This is a genomic window from Cuneatibacter sp. NSJ-177 (genome assembly GCF_022867805.1).
Classification (GTDB): Bacteria; Bacillota; Clostridia; order Lachnospirales; family Lachnospiraceae; genus Pseudolachnospira.
This window is the reverse complement of record NZ_JALIFO010000016.1, coordinates 120,090-139,400: the sequence shown is the minus strand read 5'-3', so window position 1 is coordinate 139,400 and position 19,311 is coordinate 120,090. Positions and strand designations below refer to the sequence as shown.

Sequence of the window (19,311 nt, the reverse complement as noted above, 5' to 3'; positions counted from 1 at the left end):
GCAGAGGTGGAAGTGCAGTAATGTATGGAGCTGACTGCTACTAATCGGTCGAGGGCTTGACCTCAAAAGTAAGGAATGGAAAAAGGATGTTAGAAACTTTTCGGTGTGCAGTTTTGAAGATGTAATCGAGCGGGTAGCGATGACTGCCCGTTTCTTTGTATCTTAATAGAGTATTCCTCCTTAGCTCAGTCGGTAGAGCATGCGGCTGTTAACCGCAGTGTCGTTGGTTCGAGTCCAACAGGGGGAGCTGGAAAGCCTGCAGATAGTAATGTCTGCAGGCTTTTTCGTTTCTCTAAAGTTATATCTGTCCGCAGGCTTGACTTGGACGCCGTTTATTCGAGGGTGAGAAGTCATACGGCGGCTATACGATCTAATTGAAATTATCTTTGAAGGCATCTCTCTTTGGATCCGGAACCGATAAGGCTTCGGTAAATTTGTATTTCTCGGCCATATACGTTTGTACAGATGTTAAAATCAGACGGTAAGAGTCGGCCAGGTTCTCGGCAAAATCTGTGCTTTTCCCCGCGCGCAGGGATTGATATGCTCTCACTGTGATTTCATTAAGTTGTCTGATCACGTCTGCTCCCTGTGGATAAAACGCGAGATAAAATCCCCATTCTGTGACTTGGCTGGTTTCGCGCCAAATGACTTGTAATGGTTCCAATGTCAGTCGTTCCGAAATCATCTGAAATAAGCTGGTGAGGGCGATCCCCGCTTTCTGGATGTGGGCAGCCAATTGTTCCAGATCATCCTGACAAAATTGCGGAGCAGTGTAGATGGCAACGGGATAGGACAACAGCACCATGAGCTGCAGCGAATAAAGGTATGTAAGGGCATCCCGTTTCGTGGTAAAGTCCAGCAAAGGCTGCTCTGTATTAATCTGATCAGGCGCCAGAACCATCGTACCTTTGCCGTTCGGCGTTTTTGTGTAGCCTCTCTGCTCCAACAGGCCCAATGCCTTTCGGACCGTGTAGGCGGATACGCCGTACTGTTTTGCCAGCTGCGCTTCATAGGGAAGATAAGTTCCCGCCGCATAGGCACCGGTTCCGATCTTTCGCGTCAAGTCGCGGACAATGCGGGTATAATAGTAATCCTTCCCCCGGAGTGGATTCCACTCGAAGGCAGCCGGCACTTGTGCCGGAACCTGACTATATTCCATTCATTATACTACATAATCATGAACAGAGGCAATGAAACTTCAATCAGAGCAGCCACAAAGGATGAGAAGATACCACAATTTTTTCTTGAGTATTATAGGATGTAATGATAAAATAAGAACAAAATGGAAGGAAATGGAAAGAAATGGAAAGTATGGTGCGGCCAAAGGGGCTGTAAAATTTTTTGAAAACCTATATGCTTAGGTAAGCAGATTGGTTGAGGCGAGTCATTTTAGTAAAAGAATTCACTGGAGTGGCTACGTGTCGAAAGTCAGACAAAAAATAAAAGTTCTAATTTTCGACGATTTGGAATTAACTCATGAGATGCTAGGTTCTATGTTAGGGAAGAAATATGAGATTTTAGAAGCAGAAAACGGGGCCTAAGTGGTTGATCTATTGCAGGAATATAAGGATTTACTGACCGGAATGTATAATCGCCGCTACTATGAGGAGCAGTTACGTGGTATATGCCATATCTGTGCAGCAGCCATGCTGACCGAAGCGTTGCGGGCCGGTAATTGTCTGGAAAATCTGGCCGTTTTAAAAGATCAAGTCTGCGCGGATTATGAACAGGCCGTGTGCGCAATTCAATCCATTGGATAAAAGCAAAAGTGCTTAGCGGGTCTTTGGGGATCTGGAAAAGGCGTTTCGCCGGAGGGAACAGAAGAGAGGTACCATCTTTGGTAAGAGAGTATTTACATCGGAATGTTTATGATGCGTTTTTGGAACGAATGGATTTCATTTTTAAAGAGTTTGACAATATCTATATTTCCTTTTCCGGAGGGAAAGACAGCGGTTTACTGCTTAACCTAGTCCTGGACTATCGAAACCAGCATTTTCCGGGAAGGACCCTTGGCGTATTTCATCAGGATTTTGAGGCGCAGTATACTGTGACGACAGAATATGTAGAACGTACCTTTGAACGGATCAAAGACCAGGTGGAGCCTTTTTGGGTTTGTCTGCCTATGGCAACCAGAACAGCGTTAAGCAGTTACGAGATGTATTGGTATCCTTGGGATGATACAAAAAAGGAGATCTGGGTGAGGGAAATGCCAAAAAAAGAATACGTTATTAATCTGGAAAATAACAGGATAACAACCTATCGTTACCGGATGCCTCAGGAGGATTTGGCAAAACAGTTCGGACGATGGTACCGGAACACCCATAACGGCGGGAAAACCGTGTGCTTGCTGGGGATGCGGGCAGATGAGTCTTTACAGCGGTACAGCGGATTTTTAAATAAGAAATACGGTTACAAAGATACCTGCTGGATCAGCAGGCAATTTAAAGATGTTTGGTGTGCATCCCCTTTGTATGATTGGTCAGCCAAAGATGTATGGCATGCCAATTATCTGTTCAATTACGACTATAACCGCCTGTATGATCTTTATTATATGGCAGGCCTCAAACCATCGCAAATGCGTGTGGCGTCCCCATTCAATGACTATGCGAAGGATGCTCTGAATCTTTACCGTGTGATAGACCCGGAGATTTGGGGGAAGCTTGTCGGGCGTGTACAGGGGGCGAATTTTACTGCAATTTATGGAAAGACCAGGGCAGTGGGCTACCGGAATATTTCTTTGCCAGAGGGACATTCGTGGAAATCTTACACAATGTTCCTATTGGACACACTGCCAAAAAGACTGAGAAATAACTATATAAAAAAGTTCGATACCTCCATTCATTTTTGGCATGAGACAGGCGGCGGATTGGATGAGTCAGTGATTCAGGATCTGCTGGAGCATGGATATCAAATAAGGAGAAATGGTATCTCAAATTATACATTGAATAAAAAATCGCGGATCATATTTGAGGGGAAAATACCAGATGATACGGACGATATCAAATCCACGAAAGATATCCCCAGTTGGAAACGAATGTGTTATTGCATTTTGAAAAATGACCATATCTGCCGTTTCATGGGTTTCGGAATGACACGGCAGCAACAGAAGCGCCTGGATGCCATACGCCGCAAATACAAAAGCATAGAGGAATTCGATTATGAAGTACATAAGCCCAGTTTATAATGTGATTGCTGTTCCGATCGAGAAGGTACGGCCCAATGACTATAATCCGAATAAAGTTCCGCCGCCTGAAAGGAAGTTGTTATACGAAAGCATTAAGGAGGACGGATACACGATGCCGGTTGTGTGTTACTATTCAAAATTACAGGATATTTATATAATCGTTGATGGCTTTCATCGGTACCAAGTTATGATGGACCATCCGGATATTTATGAGAGAGAGCAGGGGTTGCTGCCGGTTTCTGTCATCGAGAAATCACTTGACAAACGTATTGCCAGTACCGTACGTCACAACAGGGCGCGAGGGTCCCACGATGTAGATCTAATGAGTAATATTGTAAAAGAACTTCATGAATTTGGGCGCTCGGACGCATGGATTTCTAAACATTTGGGAATGGATCGAGATGAAATATTGCGTCTCAAGCAGATCACTGGACTTGCCTCGTTATTTAGGGACGTAGATTTCGGCGAGGCATGGCGTCCTGTGGAGGAAATGACAAAAGAGTAAATCAGCGTCCAACCATTATTTGAAGTGTCAGAACAAGGCCACAAGGGAGGTCTTACTTGCCTTGCGGCCTTGTTTTATTCGAGAGAAAAATTATAATGGATTTATCAAAGGCGCGGGCGTGGATGTTATAAGCCGGAAAGAGACATTGCCTGTCTGATGGAAGAAGTGCTGCAAAAAGAGGACTTTCACGCAATTCGAAAAGCCTACACCGGCGAAGTGGTGTTCCGTATTAAAGCCCAGCTGCGCCGCCAGCAGTATCAGATGGCTTCGTCGCCGGTTGACAAGGCACGGCTGACCGGCCGTGAATTTTTGTTTTTATCCCATCTCATGGAAAGTGCAGATGGATACATCCTTTTAGGAGATAAGGAGCAGAATATGATTGCGGAAGAGACTGCCGAGGGTGTTTATAGATTTACTTTTGATGCCGGATATAACTTTATTGTTCCCAAAGGCGATGATTTTACTGGGAGTTTATCACTTATAGTTGAATGAAAAGTCACTCAGGGGGAGAACAAATCTCATTGTTTTGTGACCGCGGCTGAATATAGAGGCGGTAGAAAGAACAAGAGAAGCTCTCCCATGAGCTTTGACTTTGCGAAGTGGGCGTCCCTTTATCCGATGTATTCCCTGGCGTGCTTGTGGTAAATGCGTTGCCGGCAACCTTTTCGGTCAATCTTCTTCCATCGCCCGAACCAGATTAACCATCTCAATGGCTCCGACAGCGCAGTCGTAACCTTTGTTTCCGGATTTGCTACCGGCCCGCTCAATGGCCTGTTCGATATTTTCTGTCGTAAGAACCCCAAACATCACTGGAATTCCGCTCTCCAATGAGACCGCCGCAATGCCTTTGGATACCTCATTGCAAACATAATCGTAATGGCTGGTACTTCCGCGAATGACCGCCCCCAAACAAATGACCGCATCGTATTTTTTGCTATGAGCCATTTTAGAAGCAAGAAAAGGAATTTCAAAGGCTCCGGGAACCCACGCCACGTGAATGTCTTCCTCTCTGACATCATGCCGTAACAAACCATCCACAGCGCCTTCCAGCAGCTTCGAGGTAATAAATTCGTTTAAACGGGCAGCCACAATTCCAACTCTGATTTCTTTGGATACCAATTTTCCTTCCAATGTTTTCATTTTTCAATCCTCCGTTTCGTAATGCAGCATATGTCCCATACGCTCTTGCTTTGTTTTGAGATAGAATAAATCATGGGCTGTAGCGTCCATCTGAATTGGTACGCGCTTGGTGATTTCAATACCAAACTCCGAAAGCTGATAAACTTTATCCGGGTTATTCGTTAAAAGCCGCATGCTCTTTACGCCCAAATTCCGTAAAATCTGCGCCCCGATATAATATTCCCGCTGGTCTCCGGCAAATCCAAGCGCTAAATTTGCTTCCAGCGTATCCATTCCCTGTTCCTGCAATTCATAGGCGCGAAGCTTGTTGATCAGACCGATTCCTCGGCCTTCCTGCCGCATATAAAGTAAAACGCCCCGTCCTTCTTTCTCAATCTGTGTCATGGCAGCGGCAAGCTGCTGGCCGCAGTCGCATCGCAGCGAGCCAAAGGTATCTCCCGTCAGGCATTCGGAATGCACACGGCAGAGCACATCGCTGCCGGCTCCGATTTCTCCTTTTACCAGCGCAATATGATGTTCACCATTCAGGCGGTTGACAAAACCATAGGCAGTGAATTCTCCGTATTTTGTAGGCATCTTGGTGACGGCTACTTTGTCAATCAGCTTTTCATGGCACTTCCGGTAGTTTTGTAAATCCTTTATGGTAATAAATTTGAGATTCCATTTTTCAGCCAGTTTCATCAGCTCAGGGGTCCGCATCATCGTACCGTCCTCGCGCATAATTTCACAGCACAGACCGCATTCCTTTAATCCTGCCAGCCGGCACAGATCTACGGTTGCCTCCGTATGGCCGTTCCTTTCCAGAACGCCGTTCTTTTTTGCAAGCAGAGGAAACATGTGTCCCGGCCGGCGGAAATCTTCCGGCTTGGCGCCGTCCTCCACACATTTCATGGCCGTAACGGAACGCTCTGCCGCGGAAATTCCGGTTGCCGTTTCTATGTGGTCGATGGATACGGTAAAAGCTGTCTCGTGATTGTCCGTGTTATCCTGTACCATCTGCGGGATTTTCAGCCTCTCCACATATTCCTTTGACATTGGCATGCAAATTAGTCCCTTGCCGTGGGTTGCCATAAAGTTGATGTTTTCCGTGGTGGCAAATTCTGCGGCACATAGGAAGTCCCCTTCGTTCTCCCGTTCCGGATCATCCGTCACGAGAATAATCCTGCCGCGTTTCAGTTCTTCCAGCGCTTCTTCTACTGTGCTAAACGGCACCATTCTTTCCCTCCTAAAATCCATTTTTGGTTAAAAACTCTTTTGTAATCTTACTTTCGCCGTGAAATGCAGCGCTGGAGCAATATAGTTTTTCTACGTATTTCCCTAGGAGATCGGTCTCGATATTCACAACGTCTCCGTTTCTTTTTTCTTTCAGGATCGTTTTTTCCATGGTGTGCGGAATTACAGATACTAAAAAGTATTCGGGAAATACGTTTGCCACGGTAAGGCTGATCCCATCTATGGCAACAGAGCCCTTTTCCACGATGTATTTCAGGATGACGGGGGAGGCCGATATCGTGTACCATACCGCCGTATCATCCCGGCAGATTTTCGTGATTTTTCCAATGCCGTCCACATGGCCGGAAACAATATGTCCCCCAAACCGTCCGTCCGCCGGCATAGCCCGTTCCAAATTAACAGGGCTTCCGCATTGGAGTACGGAAAGCGAAGAACGGTTTAACGTTTCGTGCATCACGTCTGCTGAAAAACTTTTCAGGGAAAGGCCGGTCACAGTCAGGCAAATACCATTTACAGAAATGCTGTCTCCGATTTTTGTTTGTTCCAAAACCCTTTTTGCGCCGATTGTCAGCACGGCGGAGGCCTTCCCAAGATGAATTTTTTCTACGATGCCGGTTTCTTCAATGATTCCCGTGAACACAATACTCCACCTCGCTCTCAATCAAGAAATCTTCTCCAAGCATTGTCACCGTGCTGTTTTTCAGCCGGAATGCGCCGGCGGGAGAGGCAACGCCGATTCCTTCCACCGGGGTTTTCGCGGTTTTCCCTCCGAAGATTTTCGGCGCAACGTACGCCTGCGTCTTTTGTACAATCCCGCTATTTAGGGCTGCCCAGTTCAATGTCCCTCCGCCTTCCAGCAAAATGCTGTCGATTTGTTCTTGTCCCAGTTTTATCATGAGCTGTTCCAAATCGATCCGGTGATCTTTTTGATCCGTAAGGATGATCCGGCACCCCGCATTTTCATACAGCTTGCGCTTATCCCGGTCTGTACAGCAGGTGGCAAGGATGGTCGGCGTTTCTTTTGCGGTTGATACCACCTTGGCATGGAAGGGGGTGCGAAGAGTGGAATCGCAGATGATGCGAATGGGGTTTTTACTGTTTGGGATACGGCAGGTCAAAAGAGGATCGTCCGCAAGGATAGTACCGACGCCCACCATAATCGCTGTGAATTTGCGGCGCTGCTCCTGCACATGATTCCTGGCGGTTTCTCCCGTGATCCATTGGGAAGCGCCGGTATAAGCGGCAATCTTTCCATCCATGGTCATCGCGTATTTCATGACTACAAAGGGTTTCTTTGTTTGAATATAGGAGAAAAACACTTCGTTCATACGGTCGCAAGATTCCTGCAAAATATGCTCCGTTACCAGGACGCTATGTTCACGTAATTGCTGCACCCCTTTTCCACAGACAAGGGGATTGGGGTCGGGCGAGCCAATGACAACCCGCCGGATACCGGATGCAATGATGGCTTCCACACAAGGCGGCTGTTTCCCGTAATGACAGCAGGGCTCCAAAGTAACATACATGGTTGCGCCTTTGGGAGATTCCGTACAGGATTGCAGGGCGTTTCGTTCTGCGTGGAGCCCGCCGAATTTTTCATGCCATCCTTTCCCTATTATTTTGTTTCCTTTTACAATAACGGCTCCCACCATCGGGTTTGGCGATACCAAACCGCAGCCTTTTTCGGCAAGATCCAGGGCAAGGCGCATATAGTCGTGATCATTCAATTCTTTATTCACCTCCAAAAATAAAAATTGCCCGGAACAATAAGCTCAGGGCAATACGAGAATACAAATACAAGGATTCCGCGTAAAATTAAAAAGCTCTGGAATAGATACCATTCCAGAGCAAATTCCATACGCAAAATATCAGATCCTGCATATCATTATCTTCTTTCATCCAGACTTTACTGTCGGCCTCGGAATTTCACCGAATCATGCCTTGCGGCTCGTGGGCTTTACCACCGGTAGGGAATCGCACCCTGCCCTGAAGACTTATATTCAATTCGGTCAGTATTATATCAAGTTGATCTGACTTTGTCAATAGATGGGAGAGCTGTCAGGTGTTAAATTTATTTTAGACAGTTTAGATAAGTATGGAAGATTGACACTATAGTGCGTCATGAGTATACTATATGCGGTAAACGATGTTGAAACGAGAAAATTTGAATTTAAAAAGTACATAATAAATATATAAGACGGCATACCTGGATTATATTGGAATAAGAAAAGGTGGTCTTTCCCGATAAAAAGCCGGATCAATCTTTCATAGATCGATCCGGCAATCGCTTGTGACTTCATTTGGAACCTATCAAGGTCGGTTTTTTGTACTCATTTTTCGCAGAGTAAGCTACTCAACGATACGCAACAACCATACTTATGCGATTATTATAGCACTGTCAAACCCAAAATGCAATGGATTCTTGATAAATTATCTCCGCTTTCCGGCGTTTCTAAAGGTGTGTATTGTGGATATTCCGCATTCCGATTATATGTCATGAAGATTGTGCGCAGTCCAAAGCGCAGTCAGGCTCCCCTTGCCGGCTGGGAGCAATCACACAGACCGCTAAAAAACGATAGGAGGTAATGAAATTGGCAAAAGGTGAAAATATTTTCAAACGCAAAGACGGGCGTTGGGAAGCCCGATATATCAAGGGGTATCAAAGCGACGGGAAGATTCGCTATGGTTTTTGTTATGGCAAGACATATCGGGAAGCGAAAGAGAAGGTTACAAAGGCGAAGGCGGCAATGCTTTCAGGCAATGTGCCGGCACCTGCCGGTTCAAAACAACGTTTTGTATTTTACTGTGTTGAATGGATGAAGGCAAGCAAGAGCAGAGTCAAACCGGCTACTCGTGTGAAGTATGAATGTATCATGGAAAAATATATTAAACCAAGGCTTGGCCGTTGTTTTCCACAGGGGTTCAATGATCAGATCATCGGGGAATTTACCAATGAACTGTTATTTATGGAAGAACTTGCCCCGAAAACAGTACGGGATATTCTGACGCTGCTGAAGTCTGTTTTGAAGTACACGGCTAAGCAGTTGGGAGGCGTTTTCCCGCAAATTGACATTGTGCTGCCCAAAGATACGAGAAAAGAGATGCGGGTACTAAGTCGTGAGGAACAGGCCGTTTTTACGGCTTATTTGTTAAATAATATGGACGAGCAGAAATTCGGCGTGCTGCTGGCATTGCTGACGGGAGTTCGAATTGGAGAATTGTGTGCCTTGCGCTGGGAGAATATCTCCCTGAAGGACGGCACAATCCGGATCACTTCGACGATGCAGCGTTTGAAAGATATCGATGCCAATGGTGAGGCGAAGACAAAGATTGTATTTGGAACACCGAAGAGCGATACCTCGGTCCGGACGATTCCGATGTGCGACTATGCAATATCGTTGTGTCAGCGGATGAAGCCGAGATGCGGATCCGCTTTTGTTTTATCCGGAACGTCTGATTATATGGAACCGAGATTGTTACAGTACCGGCTTGAGCGTTATACAAAGGATTGCCAGCTGGAAGGCGTCCATTTCCACACGCTCAGACACACTTTTGCGACAAGATGTGTGGAGATTGGGTTTGATGTGAAATCGTTATCCGAGATCCTCGGACATGCCAATACAGCCATTACGCTGGATCGATATGTTCATGCCTCGTTAGAATTAAAGCGAGCGCAGATGAACAGGCTGGCCGCGGAGGTTGTTTGATTTGCCGCGAATAGAGGAGGCTCGTGGAGCTCCCGCGATTCGTATATGGTACAGAGAATCGCTTACGGCAGTGTCCGTTTGTTCCGCAGTCAGATTTTCAGTCAAAAATGGATGAGGAATACTATCGAATAGTACAAAAGTCCCGGTTTTCAGGGGACTTTTTTTGACCTCCTGAAATGTTTCATATAGTAGCTTACTCTGCGAAAATCCTCCGGCTCAATGGCTTTTCGTGGATTCTTTATGATTTTTTAATCATAAAGGGATTGCTTCCAATGACAGTATGCCTTGCTGCTTGACCAGCTTTTCTGAGTATTATGCCCAATCTTACTCAAATTAGTACAGGTCTATATCACATGATAAGAGATTATTTTCAGGAGGTGTCCTTATGTATAAATTTTTGAAGGGAACAAAAAAGCGCCAATGGAGGAGGCTGCCGTTGTTATTGCTGTTGATAGCGCTATTGGCTTTTCAAAGCTCTCTGCCGGCATTTGCAGTGGAACCAGACAGTTCAGAGGAGACGGCCATGCAATATTCTGTCCGAGAAGAAGCAGGATATAGCGTTGATCCTGGAACGATCGCCGGAAGGGATACAGGTCCGGAGACAGAAGACGGAACCGGGCAAGAGACCGATGGAGAAACGGAGGAAGCGGCTGAATCCGCAGAAAATTCTTATTATGAGAGATTGATGACCTGCGGGACATTATCGGATATCCTTGGTCTGTTGGAGAGCGAGGAAAACCCGGCTTCATTGCTTACCGAAGCAGAACAAAATAATTTTGCGGATTATGTATATGACAAGCTGGAGCAGGGCGATTGGCCGGATGAGAATGCAGAATCGAATGTGGATTCCATTATGACGGTTTTGTTCGGCAATGATAATGTTGAAATGATGGCTGTGGCAGATCGTTATGATTCCGAAGATGTGAATCCGGATGCAAGTTTTATTATCGCAGGTAAAAAATTTGTGGGAATCACAGCCGGGCAGATTCCACAAACGTTCCAGATTACTGTAACGCCGCAAAAGGGCGGTACGAGTTATATCCTTAATGCAGACAACACCCTCTCCAAAGGAGAGGATGGGCTATCGTGGCAGTGGCGGATCGACAATGTGGGCGCAGGCATGTATGACGTAGTGGAGACGGGATACGCAATAGACAACTACAGTGTAAGCACGACCTTCAACGGTGCGGATGCTTCCGCTGGAACTGGTATAGCCGAGGTGAGGGCGGCAGATTTTGCTGTGAACTATGTCAAGGAGACTACATGCAGCCATACAAATTGGCCTGTACAGATTGATGGTGATTCTAACGTTATGTTCGCAGCCGCACTGACGACAGGAGGATGCGTGGTAGTAAGTCAATATTCTCTCACAGAATCTCAAAGATTAACAGTCGCAGAAAAAGTTACAAAAATCGGCGGAAACTGGAAAACACCTGTCCATTTCTACAGTATTGAAAACAACGGAAACGGACCGTGGTCAATAGATGGAAAAGAGCTTCGCTATAACCCCGATACGCAAGAAATCATACTTCAAAATACCAGCGTTTGGTCCCATGTTGCTGTAGTTAATTACAGTATCACAGAAGCCTCTAACCCAGACATTAATATTGTCAATACTTATACGGCGCAGACAAAGCCAGTAATCATTGAAAAAATTGTTACGGGAAATATGGGTATCAGAGATAAGGAGTTTGTATTTACAGTGGCGGCTACGGGGATGAATGGGGAGCCTTGGATCATTGCCCCCTATGTGGAAGGGCAGGGATGTCCTTATACGGTAAACATAGACGGGACCATCACATTCACTCTAAACCATGAGGAATCAGTTGTGTTGCCAAATGCTCCAATTTGGGGGACTCTGACAATAACAGAGGGTGGCAAAGAAGCGGCAGGATATACGGTTAGCGCAACAGCGAACGGTGCATCGCTGACAGAAACCGCCGTGGGCAATACATTTATCTACGAGGTTTGCACCACGGATGATCAGAAAGTTACCGTGGAAAATAGGAAAGATGCCATTCCGGATACCGGTATTTTCCTAGATTCATTACCGTATATTCTGATTCTTTCCATAGTAAGTGTGGGAGGCATAATCGCCTTTATAAAAGGAAGCCGGAGTCATGGCGTTGATTAAATGGAGGCGTGCCGGATGGATGGAAAAAACCTAAATAGAAAAAGCAGGCGTCAGAAGACACCGCGGCGTCTGTCATCAGACAAGGTTCGCGGATCGCCCGTCCGTGCAGAAGAGTTGGACAAACGGGGAAATCCCCAGGAGCGCCTTGGAAAGTGGCTGAAGCAGGTCCGTTTTAAAAAATGCCTTTATGGAGGTGTCAGTGAGAAGGACGTGTGGAGGAAAATAAGTGAATTAAATAGTCTCTATGAAGCTGCCTTGTCGGCTGAGAGGGCCAGATACGATGCTTTGCTAGAAGAATCGGTTCCTGTAAAAGCAAAGCAGCTGGCTGATCAGATCATCAGAAAGCAGATGGAGAACACGCGGCATGAGAAAAAGGATGGTGGTTAGGACGGACGGCGCAAGTGATTTATCAGCCATCATCAGCAAACGAAGAAACAACTTACTTGTTTATCAAGGGTACAAGGCTCTGATTATCAGGATTCTTTTTTTGGTGATTGCAGGCATGATCCTATTTACGAGGATCTTCTTGGTCACACAGGCCAGCGGCAACGATATGTTCCCTGCGGTCAAGGATGGAGACCTTGTCTTCGCTTTCCGGCTGCAACAGGGTTATTCCAAAAATGATGTGGTCGTCTACACAGTAGATGGAAAGCAATACATAGGAAGAATAGCGGCAGGAGCCGGCGATGTCGTGACACTGGATGATTCTGGAAGTATGCTGGTGAACGGAACAGCACAGACCGGTGAGATCCTGTATCCCACCTATGGGCTGCAGGGACTGGAATATCCTTACGAGGTGCCGGAAAACAATTTGTTTATTCTGGGGGATTATCGCACTCAGGCAGCAGATTCCCGGACATTTGGGGCGATTTCCCTAGAAAATGTGGACGGAAAGGTTATTACCATCCTCCGCAGACGGGGCTTATAACACAAAATAGCATTTAGCAGGAGGAATTTTGTTTATGAAGAAAATGATATCTACTTTGCTCGCAGCAGCTCTTTGTCTGAGCATGAGCACCGTGGCTTTTGCAGAGGAACCAGAGACCTACCAAGATATGGATACGGTTACGATCACAAAAGATTATAACGCGACGAATACAGGCACCACTTCTCCGGCGGAGACGTTCAAATTTACCATCGAGCGTACCGGCGTCACGGATGCCGCGGACGGTGTGACCGCTGAGAATATGCCGATTCCGACCATTGGCTCCGTTGCCTATGGTGCCGGTGATGCCGGTTCTGCAAATAAGAGCAAGGACATCACCGTGAACCTGCCGAAGTATACGAGCGTCGGTATCTATACCTATACCATTAAAGAAACTGCTGGCGCCACTGCCGGCGTAACCTATTATGGCAAGGACATTACGCTGAAAGTAACGGTGATTCAGGACACCGAAGGCAAAGTGCGCGTAGCGGCTGTACACACGGAAGGGGAAAATGAGGCGAAATCCGATCACTTCTCCAACGAATATTCCGCTGGTTCCCTGACGGTCGCCAAGAAAGTGACCGGCATTATGGGCGATCAGTCCAAGGATTTTACCGTGACGGTTGAATTTACCGCTCCGGAGGGAACAACCGTAAAAGAAGCGATCTCTTACACCGACGGTACAGAACATAAAACCGTTGCGGTTAGCGATTGGAAGAATGGAAAAGCGACTGCTGAAATTACGCTGAGGCACAATGAAGCCGTAAACTTCACCAATATTCCCTACGGCGTGACCTATACCGTAACGGAGAGCGACTATACCTCGGATGGTTATGATGCTGCGGCTTATGAATTCGGAGATGGCAACAAGAAGATTGACAGTGCAGAGGATACGGTAACAATCACAAACAACAAAGGGACTACGGTTGATACCGGAGTGTTCCTTGACAGCTTGCCTTACATCATGCTCCTTGCCATTGTAGGAGTGGGCGCGATTCTGTTTGTTTCCAGAAAGCGCAGAGCTTTTGAGGATTAATCGGGAGTTTGAAGGAAGTTTTCGTTTTTGGCTCAGGCGGCAGGGGGATTCCCCTGCCCGCCCTGAGATTTCCAAGGGGGAAGGAGGAGGCTGCAAAGGGCAGTCACGGGACAATGGAACATACGCTGCGCAGCAGCTTTCTAAACCTCATAAATGGCATCATCAATTTTTTCGTGATTCTGTCCTTATCCGCCGCGGGATTCTATGCCGTTTATGCCCTATGGGACAATCACCGGGTTTACCAGGCAGCCGAAAATGTTCAGGCCGATATGATAAAACTGAAACCGGGGATTGCCGAAGGCGGCGCAACTTTTGAAGACTTATTAGCGGTTAATCCGGATGTGTGCGCATGGGTCACTCTGGATCACACCAATATTGACTACCCTGTGCTGCAAGGCAGTACGAATCTGACTTATATTAACCAAGATGTATATGGCAGTTTTGCCCTGGCCGGGAGCATCTATCTGGACTCCCGCAATAACAATGACTTTTCTGACAAATACTCCCTGCTATACGGGCATCACATGGAAAATGGCAGTATGTTTGGAGATTTGGATTTATATAAAGAGAAAGTATTTTTTGAGGAAAACACAACAGGTATGCTGCTCACCCGGAACGGCGCCCATGAACTTGAAATCTTTGCCTGCATGCTGGCCGAAGCAGGAGATCCGAATATTTTTGAACCGACGGGACGGCAGACGGAGGCGGGAGGAATCCTCAACTACATAGAACAAAACGCGATGTATCTGCATGAGGATACACTAGATCGCCTGAAAGCGGATGATAGGGCTGGGATACTCGCTTTCAGTACCTGTTCTTCGGAATTTACAGATGCAAGAACCATTGTGTTCGCATGGATAAAAGCCGAGACAGTTCAAACCGAGAATTAGGAGGGAATCACTATGAAGCGTAAATTTAGAACCATTGGGCTGCTTCTGGCCATCATGTTTTCCATGACCATGATGACAGCGCCGGTGCTGGCGGCAAACCAGGCGGGCGTTTCCGTGCCGGTCACAATCAGACTGGAAGGAACGCTGCCGGACACGCCGGAAAATTTTAAAGTAGTGCTAACCGCTGAAAATAGTGCTTATCCTATGCCGGTAGGCGCTGTAGATGGAGTGGCATTTTTGACGTACACGGGAGCCGGTTCAGATTTTTTTGTTATTTCCTATGATCGCGTAGGTATATATACCTACATGATTAATCAGATGGTTGGAAGTGATTCCGAATGCACTTATGATTCATCCGTATATTTATTGACTGTCGCCGTGACAAATGCAGAGGATGGAAGCGGGCTTGAAGTCGCTGCGGTGCTTTATCCCGATGCAAAAAGCGATAAGCAAAGCGGAGCCGAGTTTGTAAATACTTACCCTGCCCAAGAGACAACGCAGGAAACCACCGCTGAGCCGGAACCTTCCGACGCGCCCAAAACCGGTGATGAGAGCGAGATTGAAATCTGGATTTGCCTGTTTTTATTGAGCGCGATAGTGACAGCTTTCGGCATTTGGGAGAAACGGAAGCATATGAGCTAGATCCGATGGCTGTGTGGCCGCCGTAAGCTGCTATGATTTGTTTGACAAGAAGCAATCCTAAACGATGGCGTTGTTCCGCCACATTTTAGTCACAGACCATATAGTTCGGAGCTTAGCTGAGTTTTTGAATGGTACATCCGCAGCGCCGGTACCATCATCTGCGACCGTTATGGTGCTTTGACCGTTTTTGACGGAAAACTGACATACGTTTTACAGCTAAAGAAGCCGGCTGCAGCGCCCGTTTGGGTTCCTGCATCCGGCTCCTTGCCGTATGTTAGAGTTTCTTTTTATCAAATAACCGGATTGCCAGGATTAAAAGCGCCACAGAGAAAATGGCTGAGACAACCATCGGGACGATAAAATCTGAGGCACCGCTTTACCTGAAATCAAATCAATATTTTTTGAGGTCAGTATAAACGGAGTTGATTTTTCCAGCGGCTTGATCAGTCCCATCAAAGAAAATAAAGTTACCATACCGCCTGCAAAAAGGATGCTGGTAAAGGTCTGTTTGAATGAGAAAGCAAAACTTATCAAGATTTTATTCCATATTGATGGTATAGTAGAACAAAGAGATTGGATTGAGAAGGGGAGATTGTGGTGCAGCCTATGGAAAAGATTGATATTGCAAAGAATTTCGAACTGTTGTCGGATAAGGACAATAATACCGCTTACAAGGCATTACAAGTATTGCAGGATTTAAGTGAGAAAACGGATGCCGTCTATCCCTACATGGATCAGCTGGGCGATATGATGGATAGCGATCATTCGTATATCCGCACAAGGGCTCTTACCCTGATCGCATACAATGCGAAATGGGATCAGGATTACAAAATAGATGAAATGATCGATCGGTATTTGCAGCATATTATGGACGAAAAGCCTATTACCGCCAGGCAGTGCATCAAGCTGCTCCCGATGATTGCAAAGAGCAAACCGGATTTGGCAGAGGGGATCACAGCCGCGCTTAATCGAGCAGATGTTTCCCGTTATACCGGCAGTATGCAGCCGTTGGTTTATAAAGATATTCAAAAGGCTTTGAAAGAGATAAAGAGCTCTGCACCGCTGGGGGCCGTGTGATCCGGTTATCAAATGATAGACGGAATCATTGGACGGTACATCAAAAATTAGAAGGGGGCAGACTCAGCGAATATGAATCGATATATTGCGTTTTTGCGCGGCGTTAATATAAGTGGTAAAAATAAGATCCCAATGGCTGAATGTAAGAAAGCCTTTGAAGGGCTTGGGTTTGGAGAGGTTAAGACATACCTGAACAGTGGCAATGTGATTTTTTCAAGTGATGAAGATCATGTAGAGGGGCTTACAAGCCAGATTGAAGCAAGGGTAAAAGAAAAGTTTGGTTTCGATATTCCTGTTTTCGTCATATCGAAAGAAGACCTCGAAGATATTTTGCAACACGCGCCGGACTGGTGGGGCGGCGAAAATAAGGACATCTATGATAATTTAATTTTTATTCTGCCTCCGGCTACCTTTGCTGAAGTATGGGACGAGATTGGAGAACCCAGGGAAGGATTAGAAAAGATTGAGAATTATAAGGAAGCGATATTCTGGTCTTTCAGCCGGAAGGATTATCAGAAAACAAACTGGTGGCCGAAGACCGCAAGTACGGGCATCAGCGGCAAACTGACAATCAGAACGGCAAACACCGTCAGGAAGGTGGTTCGCTCTCCCGGCTTCCCTTGACGGCTGCCAGGGATTTTGCTATTATTTTTGGTAAAGTATCCATCTTTGTCACAGAAAGTATGGAAGAAGATAGATCCATCAGACGGTGAGGAGAAATGCAATGAATGAAAAAATCTTAGTGGTTGATGATGAAAAGGAACTGGCCGATCTAGTCGAAGTCTATCTGAAAAACGATGGGTACACCGTCTATAAATGTTATAATGGCACGGATGCGCTGAAGTGCATTGAGTCAACCAGTTTGGATCTGGCTATATTAGATATTATGCTCCCGGATATGGACGGCTATCAAATCTGTCAGAAAATCCGGGAAAAATTTTATTATCCGGTTATTATGCTGACGGCAAAAGTGGAGGACGGGGATAAAATCATGGGGCTTTCCGTTGCCGACGACTATATTACGAAGCCATTTAACCCGCTGGAAATGGTTGCCAGAGTGAAAGCACAGTTAAGACAGTACATGAGGTACAACCAACCCCACATCAATGAATGCAGCGAATACGAGATAAGAGGGATGACGATCCGTAAGAACAGCCACAAATGTATCTTGTTTGGAAAAGAGATTCCCCTAACGCCCACGGAATTTTCGATTCTTTGGTATCTGTGTGAAAATCAGGGAAAAGTTGTGTCGACGGAAGAATTATTTGAGGCGGTATGGGGAGAAAAATATCTGGATAACAATAATACCGTCATGGCCCACATCGGGCGTCTTCGCGAGAAGATGAACGAACGGGCAAAAAGACCAAAATTTATCAAAACGGTTTGGGGGGTGGGATATACCATTGAAAAATAGAAACAACATCCATCGGGAAGATGACTATTTACTTTTTAAAAACAGATTGTCCATAAAAATGCTTCTGATGATGGGATGTGCGATTCTGATCATTATCGTGGTATATACGTTTATCATAAAAGATAATTTTGCCAATGTTGTCGTAGCCATTTTAGATCACTTGGTTTATCATGACCGAGACCAAGCGCTGCTTGCCTATGTGAAAACCTTCAAAGCATATGAGATCTGGCTCTTTCTTATCGCATTTTCAGGCGTGTTGTTTATTATTTTCCGCCGTTATCTGAATAGTATCTCAGGATATTTTAAAGAAATCAACCGGGGGATAGATACACTGGTTCGTGAAGACGCCGAAGATATTGCTTTGCCTCCGGAACTGGCCTCAACCGAAAGGAAAATCAATTCCATAAGACATACCTTAATCGAACGAAAATCCGACGCCGAGCGCGCGGAGCAGAGAAAAAATGACCTTGTCATGTATCTGGCCCATGACTTGAAAACCCCGCTTTCATCCGTTATCGGATATTTAACCCTGCTGAGAGATGAAAATCAAATTTCCGATGAACTCCGGGAACGGTATTTGTCCATATCGCTGGATAAGGCTGAGCGTCTGGAAGATTTAATCAATGAGTTTTTTGAAATCACACGGTTTAACCTTTCCAATATCACGCTTGTATACAAAAAGATCAATCTGACCAGAATGCTGGAACAGCTGGCGTATGAGTTTAAACCGATGCTGGCCGATAAAAATTTGAAATGTGAATTTGAAATCCAGCCGGACATTCTTTTGTCCTGCGATGCAAACAAGCTGCAGCGGGTGTTTGATAATCTGCTGCGAAACGCAGTTAGTTACTGTTACGAAAATACCAGCATTCAGGTGGCTGCGGAACAAATAGAGGATCGTGTACGGATTCAAATAAAGAACGAAGGAGACACGATTCCGAAGGAAAAATTAGACAGAATCTTTGAGCAGTTTTATCGCTTGGATATATCGCGGAGCTCCAGCACCGGCGGGGCCGGTCTGGGACTTGCCATTGCAAAGGAGATCGTCGAACTTCATCACGGCCAGATCAGCGCCCACAGCGAAAAGGGGATTACCTGCTTTGAGGTCACCTTGCCTCTCGTAGGAAAATCGTAAGAAAGTCCGTATAAAATCATGTGTTATCCACAAGGGAAAACGAAAACATCGATCGCTCCATTCTGATATTCTATATATCGGACGGAGCGATTTTTTTGTTCGAAATTCTTTTATCTTTCAGGGAGGAGCTAAGTTAGCGATGGAAAGTCAAAACAATAACCGATACGATCAGAAAAGAAAAGGGCGGATAACAAGAAAGCGGAGATGGATCGATTACTGGGCCGCATGCGCCACTCTTTGTTTCCTCCTGGCGGTCACCGTATTTGGAGTTGCCAGTCTGCAAAGATCC

The 19,311-nt window shown here is 46.0% G+C and carries 20 protein-coding genes, 1 tRNA gene and 1 riboswitch; of the genes, 16 read left to right on the top strand and 5 right to left on the bottom strand.

Annotation, left to right across the window (positions count from 1 at the left end; all coding sequences use genetic code 11):
* Window positions 1–174 precede the first annotated feature (174 nt).
* Window positions 175–247: transfer RNA gene (locus tag MUB23_RS19620), tRNA-Asn, on the top strand.
* Between the two features lie 123 nt (window positions 248–370).
* On the opposite strand, the gene MUB23_RS19615 is transcribed toward MUB23_RS19620, so the two are convergent.
* Window positions 371–1,159: a GntR family transcriptional regulator gene (locus MUB23_RS19615; protein WP_244802443.1), complete on the bottom strand. Its 789-nt coding sequence runs from the start codon at window positions 1,157–1,159 to the stop codon at window positions 371–373.
* A 382-nt stretch (window positions 1,160–1,541) separates the two neighbouring features.
* Between MUB23_RS19615 and MUB23_RS19610 the strand changes: the two genes are divergently transcribed.
* The 4 genes from MUB23_RS19610 (at window position 1,542) to MUB23_RS19595 (ending at window position 4,181) form a co-directional block, all read left to right on the top strand.
* On the top strand, window positions 1,542–1,760 hold the full coding sequence (locus tag MUB23_RS19610; protein ID WP_244802442.1) for a hypothetical protein: 219 nt from the start codon (window positions 1,542–1,544) through the stop codon (window positions 1,758–1,760).
* A gap of 128 nt (window positions 1,761–1,888) precedes the next feature.
* A complete protein-coding gene (locus tag MUB23_RS19605; RefSeq protein ID WP_442874122.1) occupies window positions 1,889–3,184 on the top strand; it encodes a phosphoadenosine phosphosulfate reductase in 1,296 nt (431 codons plus the stop codon).
* The gene (locus MUB23_RS19600) at window positions 3,159–3,689 is read left to right on the top strand and encodes an IbrB-like domain-containing protein (protein ID WP_244802440.1); all 531 of its coding nucleotides are present in this window, start codon (window positions 3,159–3,161) and stop codon (window positions 3,687–3,689) included. The genes MUB23_RS19605 and MUB23_RS19600 overlap by 26 nt, the downstream gene beginning before the upstream one ends.
* A 156-nt stretch (window positions 3,690–3,845) precedes the next feature.
* Window positions 3,846–4,181 carry a hypothetical protein gene (locus tag MUB23_RS19595; RefSeq protein ID WP_244802439.1) on the top strand — a complete coding sequence of 112 codons (336 nt, stop codon included), beginning with the start codon at window positions 3,846–3,848 and terminating at the stop codon, window positions 4,179–4,181.
* Between the two features lie 177 nt (window positions 4,182–4,358).
* Here MUB23_RS19595 and ribH read toward each other — a convergent pair whose 3' ends face one another.
* Genes ribH through ribD form a run of 4 tightly spaced genes read right to left on the bottom strand, consistent with a single transcriptional unit; the run spans window position 4,359 to window position 7,789 of the window.
* The gene (gene ribH, locus MUB23_RS19590; protein ID WP_244802438.1) at window positions 4,359–4,829 is read right to left on the bottom strand and encodes a 6,7-dimethyl-8-ribityllumazine synthase; all 471 of its coding nucleotides are present in this window, start codon (window positions 4,827–4,829) and stop codon (window positions 4,359–4,361) included.
* A gap of 3 nt (window positions 4,830–4,832) precedes the next feature.
* Window positions 4,833–6,044, bottom strand: coding sequence for a bifunctional 3,4-dihydroxy-2-butanone-4-phosphate synthase/GTP cyclohydrolase II (locus tag MUB23_RS19585; protein ID WP_244802437.1), 1,212 nt, complete (start codon window positions 6,042–6,044; stop codon window positions 4,833–4,835).
* A gap of 10 nt (window positions 6,045–6,054) precedes the next feature.
* On the bottom strand, window positions 6,055–6,702 hold the full coding sequence (locus MUB23_RS19580) for a riboflavin synthase (RefSeq protein ID WP_244802436.1): 648 nt from the start codon (window positions 6,700–6,702) through the stop codon (window positions 6,055–6,057).
* Window positions 6,683–7,789: a bifunctional diaminohydroxyphosphoribosylaminopyrimidine deaminase/5-amino-6-(5-phosphoribosylamino)uracil reductase RibD gene (gene ribD / locus MUB23_RS19575; RefSeq protein WP_244802435.1), complete on the bottom strand. Its 1,107-nt coding sequence runs from the start codon at window positions 7,787–7,789 to the stop codon at window positions 6,683–6,685. The genes MUB23_RS19580 and ribD overlap by 20 nt, the downstream gene beginning before the upstream one ends.
* 156 nt (window positions 7,790–7,945) lie before the next feature.
* Window positions 7,946–8,060, bottom strand: a riboswitch (FMN riboswitch).
* 593 nt (window positions 8,061–8,653) lie between these two features.
* Here ribD and MUB23_RS19570 point away from each other — a divergent pair.
* The 11 genes from MUB23_RS19570 (at window position 8,654) to vanS (ending at window position 19,022) form a co-directional block, all read left to right on the top strand.
* Window positions 8,654–9,769 carry a tyrosine-type recombinase/integrase gene (locus tag MUB23_RS19570; RefSeq protein ID WP_244802434.1) on the top strand — a complete coding sequence of 372 codons (1,116 nt, stop codon included), beginning with the start codon at window positions 8,654–8,656 and terminating at the stop codon, window positions 9,767–9,769.
* A gap of 385 nt (window positions 9,770–10,154) precedes the next feature.
* A complete protein-coding gene (locus MUB23_RS19565) occupies window positions 10,155–11,903 on the top strand; it encodes a DUF7601 domain-containing protein (protein WP_244802433.1) in 1,749 nt (582 codons plus the stop codon).
* 15 nt (window positions 11,904–11,918) lie between these two features.
* Window positions 11,919–12,290, top strand: coding sequence for a hypothetical protein (locus MUB23_RS19560; protein ID WP_244802432.1), 372 nt, complete (start codon window positions 11,919–11,921; stop codon window positions 12,288–12,290).
* Window positions 12,268–12,831 carry a signal peptidase I gene (lepB, locus tag MUB23_RS19555; protein WP_244802431.1) on the top strand — a complete coding sequence of 188 codons (564 nt, stop codon included), beginning with the start codon at window positions 12,268–12,270 and terminating at the stop codon, window positions 12,829–12,831. The genes MUB23_RS19560 and lepB overlap by 23 nt, the downstream gene beginning before the upstream one ends.
* A 34-nt stretch (window positions 12,832–12,865) precedes the next feature.
* Window positions 12,866–13,864, top strand: a complete 999-nt coding sequence (locus tag MUB23_RS19550; protein WP_244802430.1) for a DUF7601 domain-containing protein — start codon at window positions 12,866–12,868, stop codon at window positions 13,862–13,864.
* Window positions 13,865–13,977: 113 nt separating this feature from the next.
* Window positions 13,978–14,754, top strand: coding sequence for a class B sortase (srtB, locus tag MUB23_RS19545; protein ID WP_244802429.1), 777 nt, complete (start codon window positions 13,978–13,980; stop codon window positions 14,752–14,754).
* Between the two features lie 12 nt (window positions 14,755–14,766).
* On the top strand, window positions 14,767–15,396 hold the full coding sequence (locus MUB23_RS19540) for a Spy0128 family protein (protein WP_244802428.1): 630 nt from the start codon (window positions 14,767–14,769) through the stop codon (window positions 15,394–15,396).
* Between the two features lie 606 nt (window positions 15,397–16,002).
* A complete protein-coding gene (locus MUB23_RS19535; protein ID WP_244802427.1) occupies window positions 16,003–16,473 on the top strand; it encodes a SufBD protein in 471 nt (156 codons plus the stop codon).
* Between the two features lie 72 nt (window positions 16,474–16,545).
* Window positions 16,546–17,097, top strand: a complete 552-nt coding sequence (locus MUB23_RS19530) for a DUF1697 domain-containing protein (protein ID WP_244802426.1) — start codon at window positions 16,546–16,548, stop codon at window positions 17,095–17,097.
* Window positions 17,098–17,197: 100 nt separating this feature from the next.
* Window positions 17,198–17,887: a VanR-ABDEGLN family response regulator transcription factor gene (gene vanR, locus MUB23_RS19525; protein ID WP_244802425.1), complete on the top strand. Its 690-nt coding sequence runs from the start codon at window positions 17,198–17,200 to the stop codon at window positions 17,885–17,887.
* Window positions 17,877–19,022: a vancomycin resistance histidine kinase VanS gene (vanS, locus tag MUB23_RS19520; RefSeq protein ID WP_244802424.1), complete on the top strand. Its 1,146-nt coding sequence runs from the start codon at window positions 17,877–17,879 to the stop codon at window positions 19,020–19,022. The genes vanR and vanS overlap by 11 nt, the downstream gene beginning before the upstream one ends.
* Window positions 19,023–19,311 lie beyond the last annotated feature (289 nt).